This window comes from Streptomyces sp. NPDC059900, assembly GCF_050270335.1.
Classification (GTDB): domain Bacteria; phylum Actinomycetota; class Actinomycetes; order Streptomycetales; family Streptomycetaceae; genus Streptomyces.
In genome coordinates this window covers 1-20567 of the sequence record NZ_JBNNJZ010000059.1, presented here as the reverse complement: position 1 = coordinate 20567, position 20567 = coordinate 1, and the positions used below count along the sequence as shown (strand labels likewise).

Below are 20567 nucleotides of genomic sequence, written 5' to 3'. Positions count from 1 at the left end.
CGGGTAGGTAGGAGAACGGACGGCCGGACGGACACGGAGCGGTACGGCCCCACTACGTACGCAGCACGCGGGCGGCGGGAGACTCCCGGCGCCGTCTGAACCGCGCCTGGACGAGGTGAGCAGTTCAGTGAACTTCTGGGACTACCTCGGCAACCGCCACCAGCAGTTGCTGACGGATGCCTACCAGCACGCAAGCGCAGTCTTCCAGTGCATGGTCGTGGCGACCGTCATCGGAGTACTGATCGGCATCATCACGTACCGCAGCGAATGGGCGGGCAGCCTGGCCACGACCGCGACCTCCACCATCCTCACGGTCCCCTCGCTCGCCATGATCGGCCTGCTGATCCCCGTCGTCGGCCTCGGTGTCGCCCCGACGGTCATCGCCCTGACCCTCTACGGCCTGCTCCCCATCGTGCGCAACGCCATCGTCGGCCTGCGCGGCGTCGATCCCTCCCTGGTCGACGCGGCCAAGGGCATCGGGATGTCGCGGAGCGCCCGCCTCCTGCGGGTGGAGCTGCCGCTCGCCTGGCCGCCGATCCTGACCGGCATCCGCGTCTCCACGCAGATGCTGATGGGCATCGCGGCCATCGCCGCGTACGCGTCCGGACCGGGCCTGGGCAACGAAATCTTCCGCGGCATCGGCTCGCTCGGCAGCAAGAACGCGCTCAACCAGGTACTCGCGGGCACGCTCGGGATCATCGTCCTGGCCCTGCTCTTCGACGCCGCGTACATCCTGATCGGCCGGCTGACCATCCCGAGGGGGATCCGTGTCTGAGACCACCGCGACTTCCACCGACGGGGCGACGGCCGAGGGCGCGGCGGCCCCGGACGCCACGGGCGCGACGATCGAGCTGGAGAACCTCACCAAGCGGTACGCGGGCAGCGGCGACCCCGCGGTGGACAGCGTCAGCATGGAGATCAAGGCGGGCGAGATCGTCATCCTCGTCGGCCCCTCGGGCTGCGGTAAGTCGACCACGCTGAAGATGATCAACCGCCTTATCGAGCCGACGAGCGGGCGCATCCGCATCGGCGGCGAGGACGTCACCGACATGGACCCGGTGAAGCTGCGCCGCAAGATCGGGTACGCGATCCAGTCGTCCGGGCTCTTCCCGCACATGACCGTCGCCCAGAACATCGCCCTCGTGCCGAAGATGATCGGCTGGGGCAAGACGAAGATCAAGTCCAGGGTCGAGGAGATGCTCGACCTGGTCGGGCTCGACCCCGCCGAGTTCCACGGCCGCTATCCGCGCCAGCTCTCCGGCGGCCAGCAGCAGCGCGTGGGCGTGGCGCGGGCCCTGGCGGCGGACCCGCCCGTCCTCCTGATGGACGAGCCGTTCGGCGCGGTCGACCCGATCACCCGCGACCACCTCCAGGACGAGCTGATCCGGCTCCAGCACGAGCTGCACAAGACGATCGTCTTCGTCACGCACGACTTCGACGAGGCGATCAAGCTCGGCGACCGCATCGCGGTGCTCCGGGAGCGCTCGCACATCGCGCAGTTCGACACCCCGGAAGCCATCCTGACCAACCCCGCCGACGACTTCGTCTCCGGTTTCGTGGGCGCGGGCGCGGCCCTGAAGCGGCTCAACCTCACCCGCGTACGGGACGTGGAGATCGCCGACTTCGCGACGGTGACCGTCGACGATCCGCTCCAGGACATCTTCGACAAGCTGCGCTCCAGCGGTACGAACGAACTGCTGCTCCTCGACAAACGCCGCCGCCCCTACAAGTGGCTGCGGCGCGGCGACCTGATGCGCGCCGAGGGTTCCCTGGCCCGCGCGGGCACCCTGGTGCACGACACGGTCACCCGTGACGCCACCCTGCGCGACGCGCTCGAAGCGGTCCTCACGGACAACGCGGGGCGGGTCGCGGTCACCGGGCGGCGCGGGGAGTTCACCGGGGTCGTGGACATGCAGACCCTGATGAACTCCGTGCACGAGATGCTGGAGGCGGACCGGCTCGACGCCGTGGAGCACCAGCACGAACTCCAGGAGCAGCGTTCCCTGCTGACCCACCACGAGCAGGAGGGCGACGGAGGGGCGGCGAAGGCGTGAGCGGCATCCCCGGGAACAACCCCAAGATCCCCGAGCACAAACCCTCGCCCCTGGACGCCCCCGAACCACGGCCCGAGGGCGAGCACGAGGTCAAGGGCCATGTCTTCCGCGACACGGGCGAGGGCGAGCCGGAGCCGCCGCCCCCGGGAGCGGCGGCCACGGGCCGGGCACGGCGGATCGGCTGGCCGAAGCTCGTCGTCCTGCCCGCGTTCCTCGTCGTCGTCCTGCTGCTCACCTGGCTGTGGTTCCAGCAGGCCGACCTGGACTCGATCTCAAAGAACGCCCTGGCGGACGGCAATGTGTGGCTCAGGCTGCGCCAGCACATCGAACTGACGGTGATCTCCACCTTCTTCGTGCTGATCATCGCGATCCCGCTCGGCATCCTGCTGACCCGCAGGAAGCTGCGCAAAGGGGCGCCCGTCGCGATGGCCGTGGCCAACATCGGCCAGGCGACCCCGGCGATCGGCCTCCTCGCTCTCCTGGTGATCTGGATCGGCATCGGCGAGAAGGCGGCCCTGATCGGCATCATCATCTACGCCGTCCTGCCGGTCCTCTCCAACACGATCGCGGGCCTGAACGCCAATGACCCGACCCTCCTGGAGGCCGCGCGCGGCATCGGGATGTCGCCCCTCGGCGTCCTCGGCAAGGTCGAACTCCCGCTGGCCGTACCGCTGATCCTCGCGGGTGTGCGTACCGCGCTCGTCCTGAACGTCGGTACGGCCACGCTCGCCACCTTCGGCGGCGGCGGCGGGCTCGGCGACCTCATCACCACCGGGATCACCAATCAGCGGATGCCGGTGCTCGTGCTCGGCTCGATCCTGACGATCGCGCTCGCGCTGCTCGTGGACTGGCTGGCTTCCCTGGCCGAACTGGTCCTTCGTCCGCGCGGGCTGGAGGCCGGGTCATGAGGATGACACTGACATTGCGTACGGCGGCCGCCGGTGTCGTGGGCGGGGCCCTGCTCGTGAGCTGCGGCCTCACCAGCGGCAGCCCGATGGTGGACGACGTCAAGCCGGGCACGGTCGGCAAGGGCCTCCCCCTGAAGGGCGCCGACCTCACCGTGGCGTCCAAGGAGTTCACCGAACAGCGGATCCTCGGCGCGATCATGGGCATCGCCTTCAAGGCGGCCGGCGCGGACGTCCTGGACCGGACGGGCATCCAGGGCTCGATCGGCGCCCGCGAGGCCGTCAAGAGCGGCGACGCGGACGCCATGTACGAGTACACGGGCACCGCCTGGATCACGTACCTCGGCAACTCCGATCCCATCGACGACCCGCACAAGCAGTGGGAGGCGGTGCGCAAGGCGGACGCGGCGAACGGCGTCACCTGGCTGCCGCCCGCCGAGCTCAACAACACCTACGCCCTGGCCTTGAACGAGAAGAACAAGGCCAAGTACAAGACGAAGACGCTCTCCGACGTGGCGGCCCTCTCGAAGTCGGACCCCAAGGCGGTCACGCTGTGCGTGGAGAGCGAGTTCTCCTCGCGCGAGGACGGGCTGCCGGGCATGCAAAAAAAGTACGGGATGAAGATCCCCAACTCCAACATCACCAAGATGGACACCGGGATCATCTACACCCAGGCCGCCAAGGGGTCCTGCGTGTACGGCGAGGTCTTCACCACCGACGGGCGCATCAAGGCGATGAACCTGACGCCGATGGAGGACGACAAGCACTTCTTCCCCAACTACAACGTCGCCCCGGAGATCAACAGCAAGTCCCTGAAGGAGCACCCGGAGATCGCCGAGGTCCTGGCCCCCATCACGAAGAAGCTGAACAACAAGATGGCCCAGGACCTGAACTCCAAGGTGGACGTGGACGGCCAGGATCCGCACGACGTGGCGAAGGAGTGGCTGATCCAGGAGGGGTTCGTCAAGGAGTAGCACTGGCGGGAGTCCTGGCGGGAGTCCTGGCGGGGGTGCCCAACGGAACTCCAGCTTCCGGAAGTTACAAAGACTCCGTTGCAAAGAAAGGGTTGCAACGGAGTCTTTGCATGCTTACCTTCGGAGCATGACGGACGGTACGGAAGAGCCAGAGACCCCGGACGGCACGGCAGAGCCGGCGCCCCGGAAGATCCACGACCTCACCCCCCGCTCGCTGCGAGGGCTCGCGCATCCGCTGCGCATGCAGCTGCTCGTCTCGCTGCGGAAGGACGGTCCGGCGACCGCCTCCCGACTGGCGGACCGTTTGGGCGAGTCCAGCGGGGCGACCAGCTATCACCTGCGCCAGCTCGCGGCCCACGGCTTCGTCGAGGACGCACCGGAGCGCGGCAAGGGACGCGAGCGCTGGTGGCAGTCGGCGCACCAGGGAACGCGTCTGGACGATTCGCTCATGAGCGACCCGGACCCGGCGGTGCGCGGCGCGGTCGCCGTCTACCTCCACGAAGTGGCGACGTTCCACGCCACGGAGATGTCCACCTGGATCGGCACCCAGCACGACTGGCCCGCGGAGTGGATCGAGAGCTCGGACACCAGCGACTACACCCTGCGCCTGACGCCCGAGCTGACCGCCGAACTGAGCGGCAAGCTCGAAGAGCTCATCGAGAGCTACCGCGCGCGGGCCGTCGACGCGTCGCATCCCGACTCCGCCAGGGTGCGCCTGCACACCCACATCTTCCCGACGCACTACACCGAGTGAGAGGTACCGGCCATGCACTCCGACGTACATCTGCTGCTGCACCACGCCCTGGCCACGGAACTGCACGAGGCGGCTCCCCCGCGCTCCCGTGGCCCCCAGCTGCGCACGCAACTGGGCTGGACCATGGTCGAGTTGGGGTTGAAGCTGGTCAGCAGCTCGGAACCTTCCCGCCCTTGTCCAGCGCCCGCAGCGACTCGACCGTACCCTGCAACGTCTTGACCGGGATCAGCCGCAGCCCCTCCGGCAGCTCCGCCTGCGCGTCCGAGCACTCCGCCTGAGGGACCAGGAAGACGCTCGCCCCGTCCCGCCTGGCGGCCTGCGTCTTCATCGAGACACCGCCGACCGGGCCGACCTTGCCGTCGTCGGCGATCGTGCCGGTGCCCGCGATCTTCCGGCCGCCCGTGAGGTCCCCGCCGCTGCCGTTCCCGTCGATCATGTCGATGATGCCGAGCGAGAGGAAGAGGCCCGCGCTGGGTCCGCCGACCTTGCCGAGGTCGACCTTCACCTTCACCTTGTCCGTGCCGTCCACGCCGTTCTCCTTCAGATAGGAGAGCGCGGCCCGCGTGGCCGTGTCCTGCGACTTCTTCATGTCGCCGAGGTTGTGCTTCTCGACTTCCTCTTCGTTGTCGCCGGTGGGGTACACCGAGTCCTTGGGCATCACGGACCGGTCCGTACGGAACCAGCCGTCCACCACGTCACCCAGGCGCACGTCCATCGTCGGACCCGTCGCCACGATCGTCGTCATGCGCAGCTGCCCGCTCGTCTCACGGGTGGGCGCACCGCTGATCGTGATGACCGGCTTGCCCTCGCTCGCGCCGAGCACGTTCGCCGTCGACCCCGGCTGGGCCACCGCGAACGGCAGCGGTGCCAGTGCGGTGACGGCGAGCAGGGCGACCACGGGTACGGCACAGACGGCGAGGACCTTGGGGCGCGTGAGGCTGGAGAGGGAGAACACGGGATCAATCTAACGTGCGAGGGAATGATCAAGCCTGTCCGGCGATTGAGGACGAACTCGGCGGAGCCGGTGATCGACGGCGCCGGTGATCGACGGCGCCAGGGAAAGCCCGCTCGCCCGCGCGGCCTCAGCGCAACGCGTCGGCCACCTCGCGGGCCGCGTCGACCACCCGCGGCCCCACCCGCTCCGGCACCGAGTCCGACAGCATGACGACCCCCACGCTGCCCTCTATGCCGGTGACGCCCACCAGCGGCGCCGCGGCCCCGCTCGCGCCCGCCTCCAGCTCGCCGTGCGTGAGCGCGTAGCCGGGGTCGGTGGCGAGGCCCTGCCTGGCGGCGAGGATCGCCCGGCCCGCGGCGCCCCGGTCCAGGGGGTGCCGGAAGCCGGTGCGGTAGGCCACGTGGTAATCCGTCCAGGTCGGCTCGACCACGGCGACGGCGAGAGCCTCGGTGCCGTCGACCAGGGTCAGATGCGCCGTGGCGCCTATGTCCTCGGCGAGGGAGCGGAGGGCGGGCAGCGCGGCCTCCCGTACCAGCGGATGCACCTGCCGGCCCAGGCGCAGCACCCCGAGGCCGACCCGTGCGCGGCCGCCCAGGTCGCGGCGGACCAGGGCATGCTGCTCAAGCGTGGCGAGGAGGCGGTACACCACGGTGCGGTTCACGCCGAGCTTGTTCGAGAGCTCGGTGACGGTGAGCCCGTGATCGGTGTCGGCCAACAACTTGAGGACACGCAGCCCTCTGTCGAGGGTCTGGGAAGTCTCCGCGGTCACGACGCCCACTCCTTAGGTGAGGGTCGACGGCCCCTTTACGGCGGTTGCGTCGCCGGTCCCGTGGGCGACGCGCGTCAGAGGCCGCCGGTCGGAACTCCGGCTGCGCTCCGCGGCGGCGCTGCCACGGGGCGTGTACGTTGCGGGGACAGTAGCGAGACCGTCCCGCTCAGCGGAAGACTCCGTCCAGAATCCGGGCACGAGACCGGTTGTTAGGGGCGCAATGCCCCATACGCGGGGCACGCGGCCAGGAGTACGCACGACTCCCCCACACTCGGAACACACCCCTCCTCCCCCGACCGCCGGGAGAGGGGACTCCGGTCGCCAGGAGAGAGGGCCCTACTTCATGCGGGTGGCCCACTCCCCGACCTTCGCGATGCGCTGCCGCAGCTGCCCGGCGGTCGCCTCCGCGCTCGGCGGGCCGCCGCAGGTGCGCCGCAGCTCGGTGTGGATCACGCCGTGCGGCTTCCCGCTCTGGTGGGAGTACGCGCCGACCATCGTGTTGAGCTGCTTGCGCAGTTCGAGCATCTCCTTGTGGGAGACCACGGGCCGCCGCTCGGCGGGGAGTTCGAGCAGATCCGCCTCCTCGTCGGGCCGCTTCTTGCTGTGCGCGATCTGCCGGGCCTGCCGCTTCTGGAGCAGCATCTGCACCTGGTCGGGTTCGAGGAGCCCCGGGATGCCCAGGTAGTCCTGCTCCTCCTCGCTCCCCGGGTGGGCCTGCATGCCGAATTCGGCGCCGTCGAAGAGGACCCGGTCGAAGACGGCGTCGGACTCCAGGGCCTCGAAGGAGAACTGCTCCTGCTCGCCGGTGTCCTCGTCCTCCGCCTTGTTCGCCTCGTCCATCTCCTTCTCGGACTCGGCGTAGGGGTCCTCTTCCCCCTCCTTCTTCGGCTTGTCGAGCACGTGGTCGCGCTCGACCTCCATCTCGTTGGCGTGGCCGAGCAGGTCGGGGACCGTGGGCAGGAAGACGGACGCGGTCTCGCCGCGCCGCCGGGACCGTACGAAACGGCCCACGGCCTGCGCGAAGAAGAGTGGCGTGGAGATCGTGGTCGCGTACACGCCCACCGCGAGGCGCGGCACGTCGACGCCCTCGGACACCATGCGGACCGCGACCATCCAGCGGTCGTTGCTCGCGGTGAAGTCGTCGATCCGCTTGGACGCGCCCACGTCGTCGGAGAGCACGACGGTGGCCTTCTCGCCGGTGAGCTCGCGGATCAGCTTGGCGTACGAGCGGGCGGAGTCCTGGTCGGAGGCGATGACGAGGCCACCGGCGTCCGGGATGGCCTTCCGTACTTCGGTGAGCCGCTGGTCGGCGGCCTTGAGCACGTTCGGCATCCACTCGCCGCGCGCGTCGAGGGCCGTCCGCCAGGCCTGCGAGATGGCGTCCTTGGTCATCGGCTCGCCGAGCCGCGCCGCGATCTCGTCGCCGGCCTTGGTGCGCCAGCGCATGTTGCCGGAGTAGGAGAGGAAGATGACGGGCCGCACGACGCCGTCGCCGAGCGCGCTCCCGTATCCGTACGTGTAGTCGGCGGCCGACCGCCGGATGCCGTCGTTCCCCTCCTCGTACGCGACGAAGGGGATCGGGTTGGTGTCGGAGCGGAAGGGCGTTCCGGTGAGCGCGAGGCGCCGGGTCGCGGGCTCGAAGGCCTCCAGGCAGGCCTCGCCCCACGACTTCGAGTCACCGGCGTGGTGGATCTCGTCGAGGATCACCAGGGTCTTGCGCTGCTCCACGCGGTTGCGGTGCAGCATGGGCCGCACGCCGACACCCGCGTACGTGATGGCGACGCCCTGGTACTCCTTGCTGAGCGGCCCGGCGCTGTACTCGGGGTCCAGCTTGATCCCTATGCGGGCCGCGGCCTCCGCCCACTGCTTCTTCAGATGCTCGGTCGGCGCGACCACCGTCACCTGCTGCACGACGTGGTGGTGCAGCAGCCAGGACGCGAGCGTCAGCGCGAACGTCGTCTTGCCGGCGCCGGGTGTCGCGACGGCCAGGAAGTCACGCGGCTGCTCCTGGAGGTACCGCTCCATCGCGCCCTGCTGCCAGGCACGCAGCTTGTTGGCGGTGCCCCAGGGGGCGCGGCCGGGGAAGGCGGGAGAGAGGTGGTGGGATGCGGAGTTGGCGGCGGTGGTAGTCACGGTCTCCGGTTTTTGGCGCTCGGGTACGTACGACAACCGGGCCACCCTACCGGTGATGTGTTGACGCGGGTCCGATGACAATGCGGGGTGCGGGCCGGGTGCGACGGGTGTCACACGGCGGGCCTCAGTGCGTGCGTTCCTTCAGGCGCGTCCCCACCCAGGCCCCGACCAGGGCGACCGCCGCCATCGGCAGGAAGACGGCGACGAAGGCCGCCGGGTGCGAGCCGTCCACCGCGCCCGCGCCGTGGGTCGCGCCGACCGTGCCGCCGCCGAGTGCGGCGAAGGCGGCGCCGCCCGCGGCGAGCAGCAGGGCGTTGGAGAGGCCGTCGGAGATCTGGAGGGCGGCGGAGTTCGCGCCCGCGTCCTTGGGCGGCGAGAGGCGCAGGAGCAGCACGCTCGTGGACCCGATGACCGTGCCCATGCCGAGGCAGCCGAAGGCCCAGGCCACCGCGACGATCCATACGGGGACGGCGTCGATCAGGACCGTGGGCGCGGTGGCGATGGCGGCGGCGACCAGGATCATCCCGCCGACCATGAGCCGGGTCCGGTGCGGCTCCATGGCCGGGCGCGACTGTACGAACGATCCGAACGCCCAGGTCGCGCCGCCCACGGCGAGCGAGAGCCCCGCCATGGTCGGCGAGAGCCCGCGCTGGGTGACGAGCATCAGCGGCACGAAGGACTCGGCGGCGATGAAGGACCCGGCGGCGATGCCCCGCAGGAGTACGACGGAGGGCAGGCCGTGGGAGGCCCGGTAGGTGCCGCGCGGCAGCAGGCCGAGCACGGCGGGCACGAGCACCGCCGCGCCGACGGCCGCCGGGGCGAGCGAGAGCCACCGCTCGCTTGGATCAGACACAGCCTGCCCGGCGTACTGGAGGAGCCCCGCCCCCAGCGAGATCCCGAGCGCGAGCCGGACGCGCCGCCGGTCGAAGGCCTCGACGGGCGCGGCGGGGTCGACGGGCCCGGAGGCGGTGCGCCGGATGGCGGGCAGCGCGAGGGCGAGCGGCGCCACGACGAGCACCGGAATCCCGACGAAGACCCAGCGCCACCCGAGGTGCTCGGTGACCGTCCCGGCGACCAGCGGCCCCACCACGGACGGCACGACCCAGGAGGCCGCGAACGCCGCGAGGATGGACGGGCGCAGATGCTCCGGGTAGGCCCGGCTGACGACGACGTAGAGGGCGACGATGACGAGGCCGCCGCCGAGCCCCTGCACCGCGCGGCCGAGGATGAACATCCACATGGCCCCGGCGGTCCCGGAGAGCAGCAGCCCCGCCGCGAAGGCTGCGATCCCGGTGGCGAGCGGCCCGAGGGGTCCGCGCCGGTCGGCCCACTGCCCCGAGAGCACCATGCCGAAGAGGCTGGTCGTGAAGTACGCGGAGAAGGCGAAGGCGTAGAGGGAGACGCCGTTCAGCTCACGGGCGGCCACCGGCATCGCGGTCCCGACGGCGGTCGCTTCGAAGGCGATGAGCAGCACCACGGAGACGATGCCGAGGCTGAGCGCGCGGTAGGGGGCACGCAGCACTCCGCCCTTCAGTTCGGAGGGCGGGACTATCGGGGCGGCTGCGACGTCGGTGTCGCGGGGGTCCAGAGCGCTCATGCTGGCCAGCGTAAGGGGCGTAGCACGAGATAACCCCTGTCCGGAGGCGGGCCGGTACTGGTCCCTTGGTCGTACGACCGCTCGCCCGCCGGAGCCCGTTCATGAACGGGGTGTGGCAGTCCCGTTGCGGAGGCGGCGATTTCCTTGAGCGGCCGGTTGCGGGCGCTTAGGTTCAAGGAGTCGAGTTCGGACTCGGCCGTGTGCCCGAGTGGTTTAGGGGCTCGCCTGCAAAGCGAGTTACGTGGGTTCGATTCCCGCCACGGCCTCAAAGAGCGCCCCGAAGGGGCGCGGGGAACTGCGCGACCAGCCACAACGGACCCGCATGCGACCGGTCCGCCGGGCCCGACGGCAAGCAGAAGGCGGACCCGCCGGCCCCCAGCCGCTAGACCCGCGCCTCGTCGAGCCCCGCGAGAATCGCGTCCACCGTCTCGTCGACCGTCAGGTCGGAGCTGTCCAGCCAGAGGCCGAGCCTCGGGGTCGTGGACCGGAATCCCGAGTCCAGGGCCTCCACGGTCCACGCGCCGTACCCGGTCTTGCCGCGACCGGCCTCCCGCGCGGCGACCGCGTCCGGGCGCGGGGCCAGGACGACGACGTGCACGGGACGCGTGTGCAGCAGGTCCACGTACGTCTTCAACTCCTCGCCCAGGATGACGTCCTGGACCACCGCGACGAAGCCCGCGGCCGCGTACGCGTCGGCAGTTGCGGCCGACAGGCCGTACCGCAGCCGCAGTTGGGCCGCCGCCTCGTCCGACGCGCCGGGCTCGTACTCCTGGCCGCCCGACACGATCATCCGGCGGAAGACGTCACCGCGCACGTGCGCCGCGCGCGGCAGCCGCTCGGCCAGCGCCTGCGCCACCGTCGACTTGCCCGAGGCCATGATCCCGGTGATGACGACGACACCGCTCAGCGGCGCCGTCACGTCGCGACCGCAGCCTGCGGGCGGATCGGCAGCCTGTTCACCGGCCGCCCGGTGGCCGCGCGCACCGCCGACGCCACCGCCGCCGGGGTCGTCACGACCGGCACCGCGCTCGCCGCCTTCGCGCCGAAGGGAGCCACCACGTCCCGCTCCTCCACCAACTTCACGATGCGGATGTCGGGGGTGTCCAGGGCCGTCGGCAGGGCATACCCCGTCAGGTCGGGGTGGCGGACCAGGCCGCGCGGCGTGCGGAGGTTCTCCGTGAGCGCCGCGCCGACGCCCTGCGTGACGCCCGCCTCGATACGCACCTTCAGCTGGGTCGGGTTCAGGATGCGGCCCACGTCCTGGGCGACCGCCAGCTCCACGACCCGTACCGAACCGATCTCGATGTCCACGTCCACGACCGCGCGGATCGCGCAGAACGCCATGCCCACGAAGGCATCGCCCTGCCCGGCCTCGTCGAGCGGCTCGGTGGGATGCGGGCGGCACTGGGCGGTGGCCCACAGTTCCTTGCCGTCCATCGCCTCGGTGACGGTCGTGCTGAGCACCCCGTCGTACGAGGTGATCTTGCCGTCGGTGATCTGGAGCAGCTCGGTGGACATCCCGAACTTGTGGGCCAGGGGCTGGAGAAGCTGGGTGCGGACCATCTTCGCCGCACGCTCCACCGCACCGCCCGACACCCAGGTGTGGCGGCCGTGGCAGCTCGGTCCGGCCGGGGGCTGGTCCGTGTCGACGGGGGCCACGCGGACGTCGTCGATGCCCAGGGTCTCCTGGACGATCTGGCGGGCGAGCGTGGAGAAGCCCTGGCCCGTCTCGACCGCCGCGCAGATCACCGTGGCGACGCCGTCATGGACCTTCACGGTGGCCGTGGAGACCTCGTCCGTGCCTTCTGCGCCCAGGAGTTGGACCATGCCGAGGCCGTAGCCCACGCCCCGGCGCACCGCGGCCGGTTCGCCCGCGCCCTCGGGGCCGCCGGGCAGCAGCCACTCGTCCTCGGGGGTGTCCTTGGGCAGCTCGGGCAGCGGGAAGTCCCGTACGGCGCCGAGGAGTTCGGCCACCGGAGCCGGGCAGGTCACCGTCTGGCCCGTGGGCAGGATGTCGCCGGTGGCCATCGCGTTGCGCAGCCGCAGCTCCGCGGGGTCGATGCCCAGCTTCTTGGCGATCTTGTCCATCTGCGCTTCGTACGCCGTGCACACCTGCATGGCGCCCTCGCCCCGGACGTGTCCGGACGGCGGGTTGTTCGTGCGCACCGCCCAGCCCTCGATGAAGGCGTTCGGCACCACGTACGGACCGCAGGCGAAGGAGACGGCCGCGGCGAGCGCGTCCGAAGAGGTGTCCGCGTACGCCCCCGCGTCGAGCAGGACCTGCGCCTCCACCTTCACCAACTTGCCCTCCGCGTCCGCGTGGTGGCGGTAGCGAAGGAGCGTCGGATGGCGGTGGGCGTGGCCCAGGAAGGACTCCTCGCGGGTCGCGGTGAGCTTCACCGGGCAGCCGGTGGTCAGCGCGAGCAGGCCGAGCGGGAGGTGGAAGCTGGCGTCCTCGCGGTCGGCGGTCGCGCCGGGGACGCCGGTCACGACGACCTTCACGATGTCCGGGTCGATGCCGTAGCAGGACGCGGCCATGTCGCGGTCGGCGTGCGGGTCGGTGGAGGCGATGTACAGCTCGACGCCGCCGTCCGGACGCGGCACCGCGAGCCCCGCCTCCGCGCCGATCGGCGCCGGGTCCTGGCGGCCGATGCGGTAGAGGCCCTCGACGACGAGTTCGCCCGCCGCCTCCGGGTCGCCGTGCCGCAGCGGGATGTGCCGGATCAGATTGCCGTCGGGGTGCAGGGGCTCGGCCGCGAACGCCTTCTCGGGGTCGGTGACCGGCTCCATCACCTCGTACTCGACGAAGATGGCGGCGGCGGCCATCCGCGCCGTGTCGGGGTGATCGGCGGCCACGGCGGCGATGGGCTCGCCGTGGTGGCGTACGACGTCGGAGGCGAAGACCGGACGGTCCGCGGTCTTGCGGCCGTGCAGCCCCTCACCGGGCACGTCCTCGTGCGTGACGACGGAGCGCACGCCCGGCATCTCGCGTGCCTGGGACGTGTCGATGGAGACGATGCGCGCGTGCGCGTGCGGCGAGCGCAGGACGGCCGCCCACAGCAGCCCCTCCGCCCACAGGTCGGCCGCGTAGGGGAAGGTGCCCTCCGTCTTGGCGCGGGACTCGGCGGACGGCAGCGAGGCGCCGATGCCGTGCGGCAGCGGCTCGGGCCCCGGCTGCGTCTCCACGGCGGTCGCGGTGTGCGCCGCGGCTTCGTTGCTCACGCCTGGCCTCCGTCCTGGCCGTAGGGTCCTTCGTACGTTCCGTCCTGCGCCGCCGGGTTGACCCCTCCGGCGCCGGGTCCCGCCTGGTGCGGGATGCGCGCCTCGCCCGCCGGGTCGCCCTGGTCCGACGGCTCGGCGGCGGACGCGGACGCCTCGCGTTCGGCGACCACCTCCTGCACGGCGTCGAGCACGCCGCGGTATCCGGAGCAGCGGCACAGGTTGCCGCACAGGGCGCGGCGGGTCTCCAGGTCGGTCGGCGCGGGGTTGCCTTCGAGCAGGTCGTGCACGGTCATCGCCATGCCCGGCACGCAGAAGCCGCACTGGACGGCGCCGCAGGCGGCGAGCGCCCGCTGCACGTCGGAGGGTCTGCCGTCGACGGCGAGGCCCTCGACGGTACGGACCTCGCTGCCGGCGGCGGTGGCCGCGGGCACCAGGCAGGAGGCGACGAGCCGGCCGTCCACCTGGACGTTGCAGGCACCGCACTCGCCCTGCGAGCAGCCGTCCTTGGCGCCCGCCAGGCCCAGGCGCTCGCGCAGGACGTAGAGCAGGGACTCGCCGATCCAGGCGTCGGTGACGGGGCGGTCTGCGCCGTTGACGCGCAGGACGTACGAGCACAGGGGGTGTTCGTCGCCGAGGACGGTGGCGGCGGGCTCTTCGGGCTCCGCGGGGTCGGCCTCGGGGGCGGTCTCCGGCTCCGCGTCGGAGGCGGCTTCGGGTGCGGCTTCGGGAGCGGTTTCCGGGTCCGCTTCGGGGGCGGGCTCCGCCTCGGCTTCGGGTGCGGTGTCCGGTTCGGCCTCGGCTTCGGGCTCGGCTTCGGGTTCTGCCTCGGCCTCGGGCTCCGGTTCGGGCTCCGCGGGCGCCTCGGGCACCGTCACATGCATCTCGGGAGCGACCGGCGCCTCCGGGACGAACGGCTCCGGGGGCACCACGGGCTCGTGGTGCTGCGGCTCGGCGTGCGGGTGGTGCTGCTGGTACTGCGGCTGGACGTACGGCTCGGGCTCGGCGTACAGGCCGTGCTCGGCGTACTGCTGCGGCTCCGCGTGCGGTTGCTGCTCGCCGTGCGGCTGCGGCTCGGCGTGCGGCTGTGCGGGCTCCGACCACGGCGCGCCCGCGCCCGCGCCTCCGGTCGCCCACGGCGCCGCGGCGCCGCCCGGCAGCGTCGCGGGCGGCGAACCGCCCCACTGCGCGGCGAGCGAGGACGCGGTGAACTCGCCCGATTCGTCCGGAAGATCACCATTGGCGACGGGAATCGACCACTGGCCCGTGACATCGGCCGGGGCAGGCGCGGCGGGCGCGTGCTCCTCCGCCTCGTGGAAGCTCCACTGCCCGGTGGCCCGCGGGTCGTACGCGTGCTCCTGTACGTCATGGCCTTCGTGCCCGGCGGTCTCGGCACCGGGCACGCCGCCCGCGGACGGCCACTGCACGTTCTGGACGCCGGTCACCTCGGGCGGCATGGCCCAGACGCCGGTGGCCGCCGGGTCCGTCGCGTCGGCGGTCGTCGGGGTGACCGTTATCTGCGGGGGCACGTAACCGTGTCCGGGCGCGGCGAGCGGCGAGTGGTCGAAGGAGTCGAGCGCGCCTTCGGGCAGTTGCACGAAGGCCGTGGCGTCCGAGTCGTACTCGCCCTGCGGATGCGGCTGCCAGCCGCCGTTGTTGTTCTGCTCGTCGCTCACGACAGCGCCCTCCCCAGTGCTCGTCGGGCCAGCGCGGCGACGGTGCGCCGCAGGTGCAGTACGGCGGGCGGCAGCGGCTGCGGGGAGCCGTCCTCCGCCGGTGGGTGATCGGGGATGCAGGCCGCGGCGACGTACTCGCCGAAGGCGGTGAGCGCCTCCGGCACTATCGCCCGCGCGCCGTCCCAGTCGATCAGCGACGCGACCCACTGCTCGGCCTCCAGGGGCCGCAGCGGCATCGGCGCGACGGCGCCGACCGCGCAGCGCACCCCGCGCCGCGCGGGGTCCAGGACCAGCGCGACGGACGCGGTGGCGCGGCCGGGCCCGGTCCGTCCCGTCGCCTTCAGGAAGACCTGCGGGGCGTGCAGGAGCGGCAGCCGTACGAAGCCGATGAGTTCGCCGGGGCGGAGCATGTCCATCCCCGCGAGCAGGTGCGAGACGGGCACCTCGCGGCGCGCGCCGCCGGGTCCCGCGATGATGAGCACGGCCTCCAGGGCGGCCAGGACGGGCAGTGTGTCGCCGGTGGGCCCCGCCGTGGCGATGTTGCCGCCGAGGGTGCCCGCGTTGCGGATCTGCGGGGGTCCCGCCGCGCGCGCGGCGGCGGCGAGGGCCGGGATCAGGGCCGCGAAATCGGGTCGCCCGACGCGTGCGTGGGTCAGGCCCGCGCCGAGCAGCGCGTGGCCGTCCTGGTACTGCCAGCCGCGGATCTCGCTGATGCGGCCGAGGCCGACGAGCGCGGCGGGGCGCAGGAGGCCCGCGTTGACGGATGCCATGAGGTCGGTGCCGCCGGCCACGGGCACGGCGGCGGGCATCGCGGCGAGCGCCTCGACGGCCTCGTCCAATGTCCCAGGCAGCTTCGCCGTCTGCGCGTGCTGCGCCGCCTGCGGTGCGTGCGTGGTCAAACCGGCTGCCCCTTCCCGATGCCCGGCGGCTTTCTCGCCGTTCCCACCGTTACGCCTGTTCCGCCGTACGGTACGTGCTCACAGCCCGGACGTGGCAACTCTGGCACATCTTCCCCGGCCCCCGGCGCGGGGGTCCGCTAGGAGCCATTCGTCCGCAGACCCGGGAGATGTGCCGATTTCGCACGCCCTCACCGGTCAGCGGGAATTGCCACTCTTCGGTGACCCTTGTACGCCTTTGGTCCGGCTGCCCACGCTCCCAGCGCGGGCAGCCCGACACACGGACTACGGGGTATGCCTCACCTGTTCGGGGGCGCCCCCTCGATCGGGCGTCCGAGCACCCCCGGACGCTTCTGCCACGGCAACGGACCGCCCGGCGGGCGGTAGTCGACGCCGAGTGCGTCAAGTCGCGCGTAATGCGGAGTCATTCGCCGCTCGAAGTCCGCGTAGTCACGCTCGGCGGGCTCGGGCAGGGTGCTCCAGGCGACCTCGGCGAAGGCGGCAAGCCGCGGGAACACCTGGTAGTCCACGCGTGCGTGGTACTCCATCACCTCGGTCCAGACGTTGGCCTGCGTGCCGAGCACGTGCCTGGCCTCTTCCTGGGTGAGCTGCGGCGGCACCGGCTCGAAGCGGTACACGTCCTCCAGGGTGCGGACGAAGCCGATGGGCACGGGCTCGTCGGGGCCGCCGTGCTGCCGGTGGTCCAAGTACACCTGCTGCTCGGGGCACATGACGACGTCGTGGCCCGCCTTGGCCGCCGCGATGCCGCCGCCGTATCCGCGCCAGGAAGAAACGGTGGCCCCTTCCGCAAGACCGCCCTCCAGGATCTCGTCCCAGCCGACGAGACGGCGTCCGCGCGCGGTCAGCCAGGAGTCGAAGTGCCGGATGAACCAGCTCTGGAGCCCGTCCTCGTCACCGACCCCCAGTTCCTTGATGCGGGCCTGCGCGGCGGGCGAGGCCTTCCACTGGTCCTTGGGGCATTCGTCGCCGCCGACATGAATGAAGGTGGAAGGGAAGAGCTCAAGGAGTTCCTCGAACACGCCCTCGTAGAAGCGGAGGGTGTTCTCGGTCGGCGCGAGGACGTTCGGATTGACGCCCCAGCTGTCCCAGACGCCGAGCGACGCGGTGTCGACGACGTCGGTATTGCCGAGTTCCGGATAGGCGTGGATGGCGGCCTGCGAGTGCCCGGGGATGTCGATCTCGGGTACGACGGCGATGTGCCGCTCATGGGCGTACGCGACGATCTCGCGGATGTCGTCCTGCGTGTAGTAGCCGCCGTGCGGGGTGTCGTTCCACAGGTCGGACGCGCGGTGCCCCCACTTCGAGCGCGGCCGCCACGACGACTCCTGCGTCAGCTTCGGGTAGCGCTTGATCTCGACGCGCCAGCCCTGGTCGTCGGAGAGATGGAAGTGGAAGACGTTCAGCTTGTGGGCGGCGAGCAGATCCAGGTACCGCAGGACGCCTTCCTTGGGCATGAAATGCCGGGCCACGTCGAGCATCATGCCGCGCCAGCCGAAGCGCGGGCTGTCCTCGATGAGGCACCCCGGCACGGCGTACCGCCCGGCGGCCCGCAGCGGGGCCCGCCGGAACGCCTCGGGGCCGATGAGCTGCCGCAGGGTCTGCGCCCCCCAGAAGACGCCGGGGGCGGCACCGCCGGCGATTTCAATCCCGCTCGCTGTCGCGCTGAGCCGGTACGCCTCGGGGGCGAGGGAGTCATCGATCCTCAGCGAAACGCCCTTGCCCTCCCCCGGCGCCAGGGGCAGGCCGAGTGCGCCTCCGAGAGTGGAGCGCAGCCAGCGTTCGACGGACTCGGTGCCGGGTCCGGCCCGCAGCGCGGTCGAGGAGTCGAGGATGAAGCCTTCGGAATGCGGTCCCTCGGCGCGTGCGGGCGCCGGGATGAGTTGCTCAAAGGTCATGCGGCGAGGCTGCCACGCCGTTGCGCAACGCAAAAGGGGCGTTGCGGTACACGCAACGCCCCGAGCGGGGCGGGCCGGAGACCGGTCCGGAGGCTGCTACTTCTTGCCGCCGTCCTTGCCGCCCTTGTCCTTGTCGCCACCGGCGCTCATGGACTCGTAGATCTCCTTGCACATGGGGCATACGGGGTACTTCTTCGGGTCACGACCCGGCACCCACACCTTGCCGCAGAGCGCGACGACGGGCGTACCGTCGAGCGCGCTCGCCATGATCTTGTCCTTCTGGACATAGTGCGCGAAGCGCTCGTGGTCACCGTCACCGCTCGACACCTGCGGCGTCGGCTCAACGAGGGTCCCCGTACCTGCCCCGCGCTCGGGCTCGGGCTCAAGAGTGCTCATGGCATCCAAGGGTACCTACGCCGACGGCGTCCGGGCATCGCTCCGACGCGCGGTCCCGGCAAGGACCCCATGGAGCTGCCGGACCGATCTTGTGCGCTGGTGCGTCAGTTGAGGGACGGGTCGTCCGGGTAGGTGGCCACCATTGCCAGTTCGCTCCTCTGGCGTCGCAGCACCGCGCGCCACAACCGCTCCGGAGCCGGGGAGGAGACGTCGCCGGGTTCCGACTCGACCACGTACCAGGCGCCCTCCGTGAGTTCTTCCTCCAATTGACCGGGGCCCCAGCCCGCATACCCGGCGAAGATCCGCAGGGAGCCGAGCGCGGGGGCCAGGAGCTCGGGGGGTGTGTCCAGGTCGACCAGGCCGATCGCGCCGTGCACGCGGCGCCAGCCGATGGGCTCCCCTCTGACGGGGCGCGGCCGGGAACCGGGGGCCGAGCCCTCGTCGCCGGGGATCACCGCCACGCCGAGCGCGGAGTCGAGCGAGACGGGGCCGCCCTGGAAGACGACGCCCGGCGCTCCGGCCAGGTCGCCCCAGCCCTCCAGGATGTCCGCGACGTCAACCGGCGTGGGCCGGTTGAGGACCACGCCGAGTGAGCCCTCCTCGTCGTGGTCGAGGAGAAGCACCACCGCGCGGTCGAAGTTCGGGTCCGCCAGGGCAGGCGTGGCCACGAGCAGCCGCCCTGTGAGCGAGGACACCTCGGTCATGAACGACATGATCCCGCATCTTTGCCCCGCGGGGGGAGGCAATGCCCGTACGGGAGTGAATGCAGCTCAGGGGCGCACTGGCGCGTCCGGAGCGCACACTTTCGCCGGTGACCCGGAGTGTCCGGTTCCGAACGGTTCGTGTTGTCGCGAAGTCATGACAGGTTCTGGACGCCCTTGGCCTTACGGGAAGGGGGTACACGCCCATTACGCTTGCCCTTTGGTCCACCCGTCCATCCAATCGGAACGCGAGATTCATGACCGTCACCGACGATGTACTGCTTGTCCACGGCGGAACCCCGCTGGAGGGCGAGATCCGTGTCCGCGGCGCGAAGAACCTCGTGCCCAAGGCCATGGTCGCCGCGCTGCTCGGCAGCGCTCCGAGCAGGCTGCGCAATGTCCCCGACATCCGCGACGTCCGCGTCGTACGCGGACTCCTGCAGCTGCATGGCGTGACGGTCCGCCCCGGTGAGGAGCCGGGCGAGCTGGTCATGGACCCCTCGCACGTGGAGAGCGCCAACGTCGCGGACATCGACGCCCACGCCGGGTCGTCGCGTATCCCGATTCTCTTCTGCGGGCCGCTCCTGCACCGTCTCGGGCACGCCTTCATCCCCGGCCTCGGCGGCTGCGACATCGGCGGCCGGCCGATCGACTTCCACTTCGAGGTGCTCCGCCAGTTCGGCGCCACCATCGAGAAGCGCGAAGGCGGCCAGTACCTGGAGGCCCCGCAGCGGCTGCGCGGCACGAAGATCAAGCTGCCGTACCCCTCCGTCGGCGCCACCGAGCAGGTGCTGCTGACGGCCGTCCTCGCGGAGGGCGTCACCGAGCTCTCGAACGCCGCCGTCGAGCCCGAGATCGAAGACCTCATCTGCGTCCTGCAGAAAATGGGCGCGCTCATCGCGATGGACACCGACCGGACCATAAGGGTCACCGGCGTCGACAGCCTGGGCGGCTACAACCACCACGCCCTCTCGGACCGCCTGGAAGCCGCCTCCTGGGCTTCCGCGGCCCTGGCGACCGAAGGCAACATCTACGTCCGCGGCGCCCAGCAGCGCTCGATGATGACGTTCCTGAACACCTACCGGAAGGTGGGCGGTGCCTTCGAGATCGACGACGAGGGCATCCGCTTCTGGCACCCGGGCGGCTCGCTCAACGCGATCGCCCTGGAGACGGACGTGCACCCCGGCTTCCAGACGGACTGGCAGCAGCCGCTCGTCGTCGCGCTGACGCAGGCCGCGGGTCTGTCGATCGTGCACGAGACGGTCTACGAGTCGCGGCTCGGCTTCACCTCCGCGCTCAACCAGATGGGCGCACACATCCAGCTCTACCGGGAGTGCCTGGGCGGCTCCGACTGCCGCTTCGGCCAGCGCAACTTCCTCCACTCGGCGGTCGTCAGCGGCCCCACGAAGCTCCAGGGCGCCGATCTGGTCATCCCCGACCTGCGCGGCGGCTTCTCGTACCTGATCGCGGCCCTGGCGGCGCAGGGCACGTCCCGCGTGCACGGCATCGACCTGATCAACCGCGGCTACGAGAACTTCATGGACAAGCTCGTGGAGCTCGGCGCGAAGGTGGAGTTGCCCGGCCGGGCCACGCTCGGCTGAAGCCCGTACAGCGCATAGAAG

The 20567-nt window shown here is 71.3% G+C and carries 17 protein-coding genes and 1 tRNA gene; 7 read left to right on the top strand and 11 right to left on the bottom strand.

Features of this window, described 5'->3' with window-relative positions:
- The first annotated feature begins 127 nt into the window (after nt 1-127).
- The 5 genes from ACQKIP_RS12010 (at nt 128) to ACQKIP_RS11990 (ending at nt 4687) form a co-directional block, all read left to right on the top strand.
- Complete coding sequence (locus ACQKIP_RS12010) at nt 128-775, top strand: ABC transporter permease (protein WP_365857997.1); 648 nt, start codon at nt 128-130, stop codon at nt 773-775.
- Between the two features lie 70 nt (nt 776-845).
- Nucleotides 846-2054, top strand: a complete 1209-nt coding sequence (locus tag ACQKIP_RS12005) for a betaine/proline/choline family ABC transporter ATP-binding protein (protein WP_365857995.1) — start codon at nt 846-848, stop codon at nt 2052-2054.
- A 50-nt stretch (nt 2055-2104) separates the two neighbouring features.
- Complete coding sequence (locus ACQKIP_RS12000; protein ID WP_365857993.1) at nt 2105-2962, top strand: ABC transporter permease; 858 nt, start codon at nt 2105-2107, stop codon at nt 2960-2962.
- Nucleotides 2959-3933 carry a glycine betaine ABC transporter substrate-binding protein gene (locus ACQKIP_RS11995; protein WP_427742910.1) on the top strand — a complete coding sequence of 325 codons (975 nt, stop codon included), beginning with the start codon at nt 2959-2961 and terminating at the stop codon, nt 3931-3933. Before ACQKIP_RS12000 ends, ACQKIP_RS11995 begins: the two co-directional genes overlap by 4 nt.
- Nucleotides 3934-4060: 127 nt before the next feature.
- On the top strand, nt 4061-4687 hold the full coding sequence (locus ACQKIP_RS11990) for an ArsR/SmtB family transcription factor (RefSeq protein ID WP_365857308.1): 627 nt from the start codon (nt 4061-4063) through the stop codon (nt 4685-4687).
- Nucleotides 4688-4835: 148 nt separating this feature from the next.
- Here ACQKIP_RS11990 and ACQKIP_RS11985 read toward each other — a convergent pair whose 3' ends face one another.
- From ACQKIP_RS11985 to ACQKIP_RS11970, 4 genes are all read right to left on the bottom strand, one after another.
- On the bottom strand, nt 4836-5642 hold the full coding sequence (locus ACQKIP_RS11985) for a S16 family serine protease (RefSeq protein WP_365857306.1): 807 nt from the start codon (nt 5640-5642) through the stop codon (nt 4836-4838).
- Between the two features lie 127 nt (nt 5643-5769).
- Nucleotides 5770-6411: an IclR family transcriptional regulator gene (locus ACQKIP_RS11980; protein ID WP_190080202.1), complete on the bottom strand. Its 642-nt coding sequence runs from the start codon at nt 6409-6411 to the stop codon at nt 5770-5772.
- 336 nt (nt 6412-6747) lie between these two features.
- Nucleotides 6748-8544, bottom strand: coding sequence for a DEAD/DEAH box helicase (locus ACQKIP_RS11975; RefSeq protein ID WP_361186714.1), 1797 nt, complete (start codon nt 8542-8544; stop codon nt 6748-6750).
- A 124-nt stretch (nt 8545-8668) separates the two neighbouring features.
- On the bottom strand, nt 8669-10141 hold the full coding sequence (locus ACQKIP_RS11970; protein WP_365857304.1) for an MFS transporter: 1473 nt from the start codon (nt 10139-10141) through the stop codon (nt 8669-8671).
- 194 nt (nt 10142-10335) lie between these two features.
- Here ACQKIP_RS11970 and ACQKIP_RS11965 point away from each other — a divergent pair.
- Nucleotides 10336-10407, top strand: a tRNA-Cys gene (locus ACQKIP_RS11965).
- 116 nt (nt 10408-10523) lie between these two features.
- On the opposite strand, the gene ACQKIP_RS11960 is transcribed toward ACQKIP_RS11965, so the two are convergent.
- The 7 genes from ACQKIP_RS11960 to ACQKIP_RS11930 all read right to left on the bottom strand — a co-directional run bounded on the left by ACQKIP_RS11960 (nt 10524) and on the right by ACQKIP_RS11930 (nt 18957).
- On the bottom strand, nt 10524-11018 hold the full coding sequence (locus tag ACQKIP_RS11960) for an AAA family ATPase (RefSeq protein WP_427742917.1): 495 nt from the start codon (nt 11016-11018) through the stop codon (nt 10524-10526).
- 38 nt (nt 11019-11056) lie between these two features.
- A complete protein-coding gene (locus tag ACQKIP_RS11955) occupies nt 11057-13363 on the bottom strand; it encodes a xanthine dehydrogenase family protein molybdopterin-binding subunit (protein WP_361387647.1) in 2307 nt (768 codons plus the stop codon).
- Nucleotides 13360-15036, bottom strand: coding sequence for a (2Fe-2S)-binding protein (locus tag ACQKIP_RS11950; RefSeq protein WP_365857301.1), 1677 nt, complete (start codon nt 15034-15036; stop codon nt 13360-13362). Before ACQKIP_RS11950 ends, ACQKIP_RS11955 begins: the two co-directional genes overlap by 4 nt.
- The gene (locus tag ACQKIP_RS11945; protein ID WP_365857299.1) at nt 15033-15935 is read right to left on the bottom strand and encodes an FAD binding domain-containing protein; all 903 of its coding nucleotides are present in this window, start codon (nt 15933-15935) and stop codon (nt 15033-15035) included. Before ACQKIP_RS11945 ends, ACQKIP_RS11950 begins: the two co-directional genes overlap by 4 nt.
- Nucleotides 15936-16231: 296 nt before the next feature.
- The gene (locus tag ACQKIP_RS11940) at nt 16232-17848 is read right to left on the bottom strand and encodes a beta-N-acetylhexosaminidase (RefSeq protein WP_365857297.1); all 1617 of its coding nucleotides are present in this window, start codon (nt 17846-17848) and stop codon (nt 16232-16234) included.
- 96 nt (nt 17849-17944) lie between these two features.
- Entirely contained in the window at nt 17945-18244 is a 300-nt protein-coding gene (locus tag ACQKIP_RS11935) for a DUF3039 domain-containing protein (protein ID WP_361186746.1), read from the bottom strand.
- A gap of 104 nt (nt 18245-18348) precedes the next feature.
- Nucleotides 18349-18957: a YqgE/AlgH family protein gene (locus tag ACQKIP_RS11930; protein ID WP_365857295.1), complete on the bottom strand. Its 609-nt coding sequence runs from the start codon at nt 18955-18957 to the stop codon at nt 18349-18351.
- 245 nt (nt 18958-19202) lie between these two features.
- Here ACQKIP_RS11930 and murA point away from each other — a divergent pair, with 245 nt between their 5' ends.
- Entirely contained in the window at nt 19203-20546 is a 1344-nt protein-coding gene (murA, locus tag ACQKIP_RS11925; protein WP_365857293.1) for a UDP-N-acetylglucosamine 1-carboxyvinyltransferase, read from the top strand.
- Nucleotides 20547-20567 lie beyond the last annotated feature (21 nt).

Bases quoted from the DNA above. Each gene is read 5' to 3' on its own strand.
- ACQKIP_RS11990 (WP_365857308.1), top strand. From the start codon at position 4,061: ATGACGGACGGTACGGAAGAGCCAGAGACCCCGGACGGCACGGCAGAG.
- ACQKIP_RS11935 (WP_361186746.1), bottom strand. From the start codon at position 18,244: ATGAGCACTCTTGAGCCCGAGCCCGAGCGCGGGGCAGGTACGGGGACC.
- ACQKIP_RS11930 (WP_365857295.1), bottom strand. From the start codon at position 18,957: ATGTCGTTCATGACCGAGGTGTCCTCGCTCACAGGGCGGCTGCTCGTG.
- ACQKIP_RS11960 (WP_427742917.1), bottom strand. From the start codon at position 11,018: ATGGCCTCGGGCAAGTCGACGGTGGCGCAGGCGCTGGCCGAGCGGCTG.
- ACQKIP_RS11970 (WP_365857304.1), bottom strand. From the start codon at position 10,141: ATGAGCGCTCTGGACCCCCGCGACACCGACGTCGCAGCCGCCCCGATA.
- ACQKIP_RS11940 (WP_365857297.1), bottom strand. From the start codon at position 17,848: ATGACCTTTGAGCAACTCATCCCGGCGCCCGCACGCGCCGAGGGACCG.
- ACQKIP_RS11995 (WP_427742910.1), top strand. From the start codon at position 2,959: ATGAGGATGACACTGACATTGCGTACGGCGGCCGCCGGTGTCGTGGGC.
- murA (WP_365857293.1), top strand. From the start codon at position 19,203: ATGACCGTCACCGACGATGTACTGCTTGTCCACGGCGGAACCCCGCTG.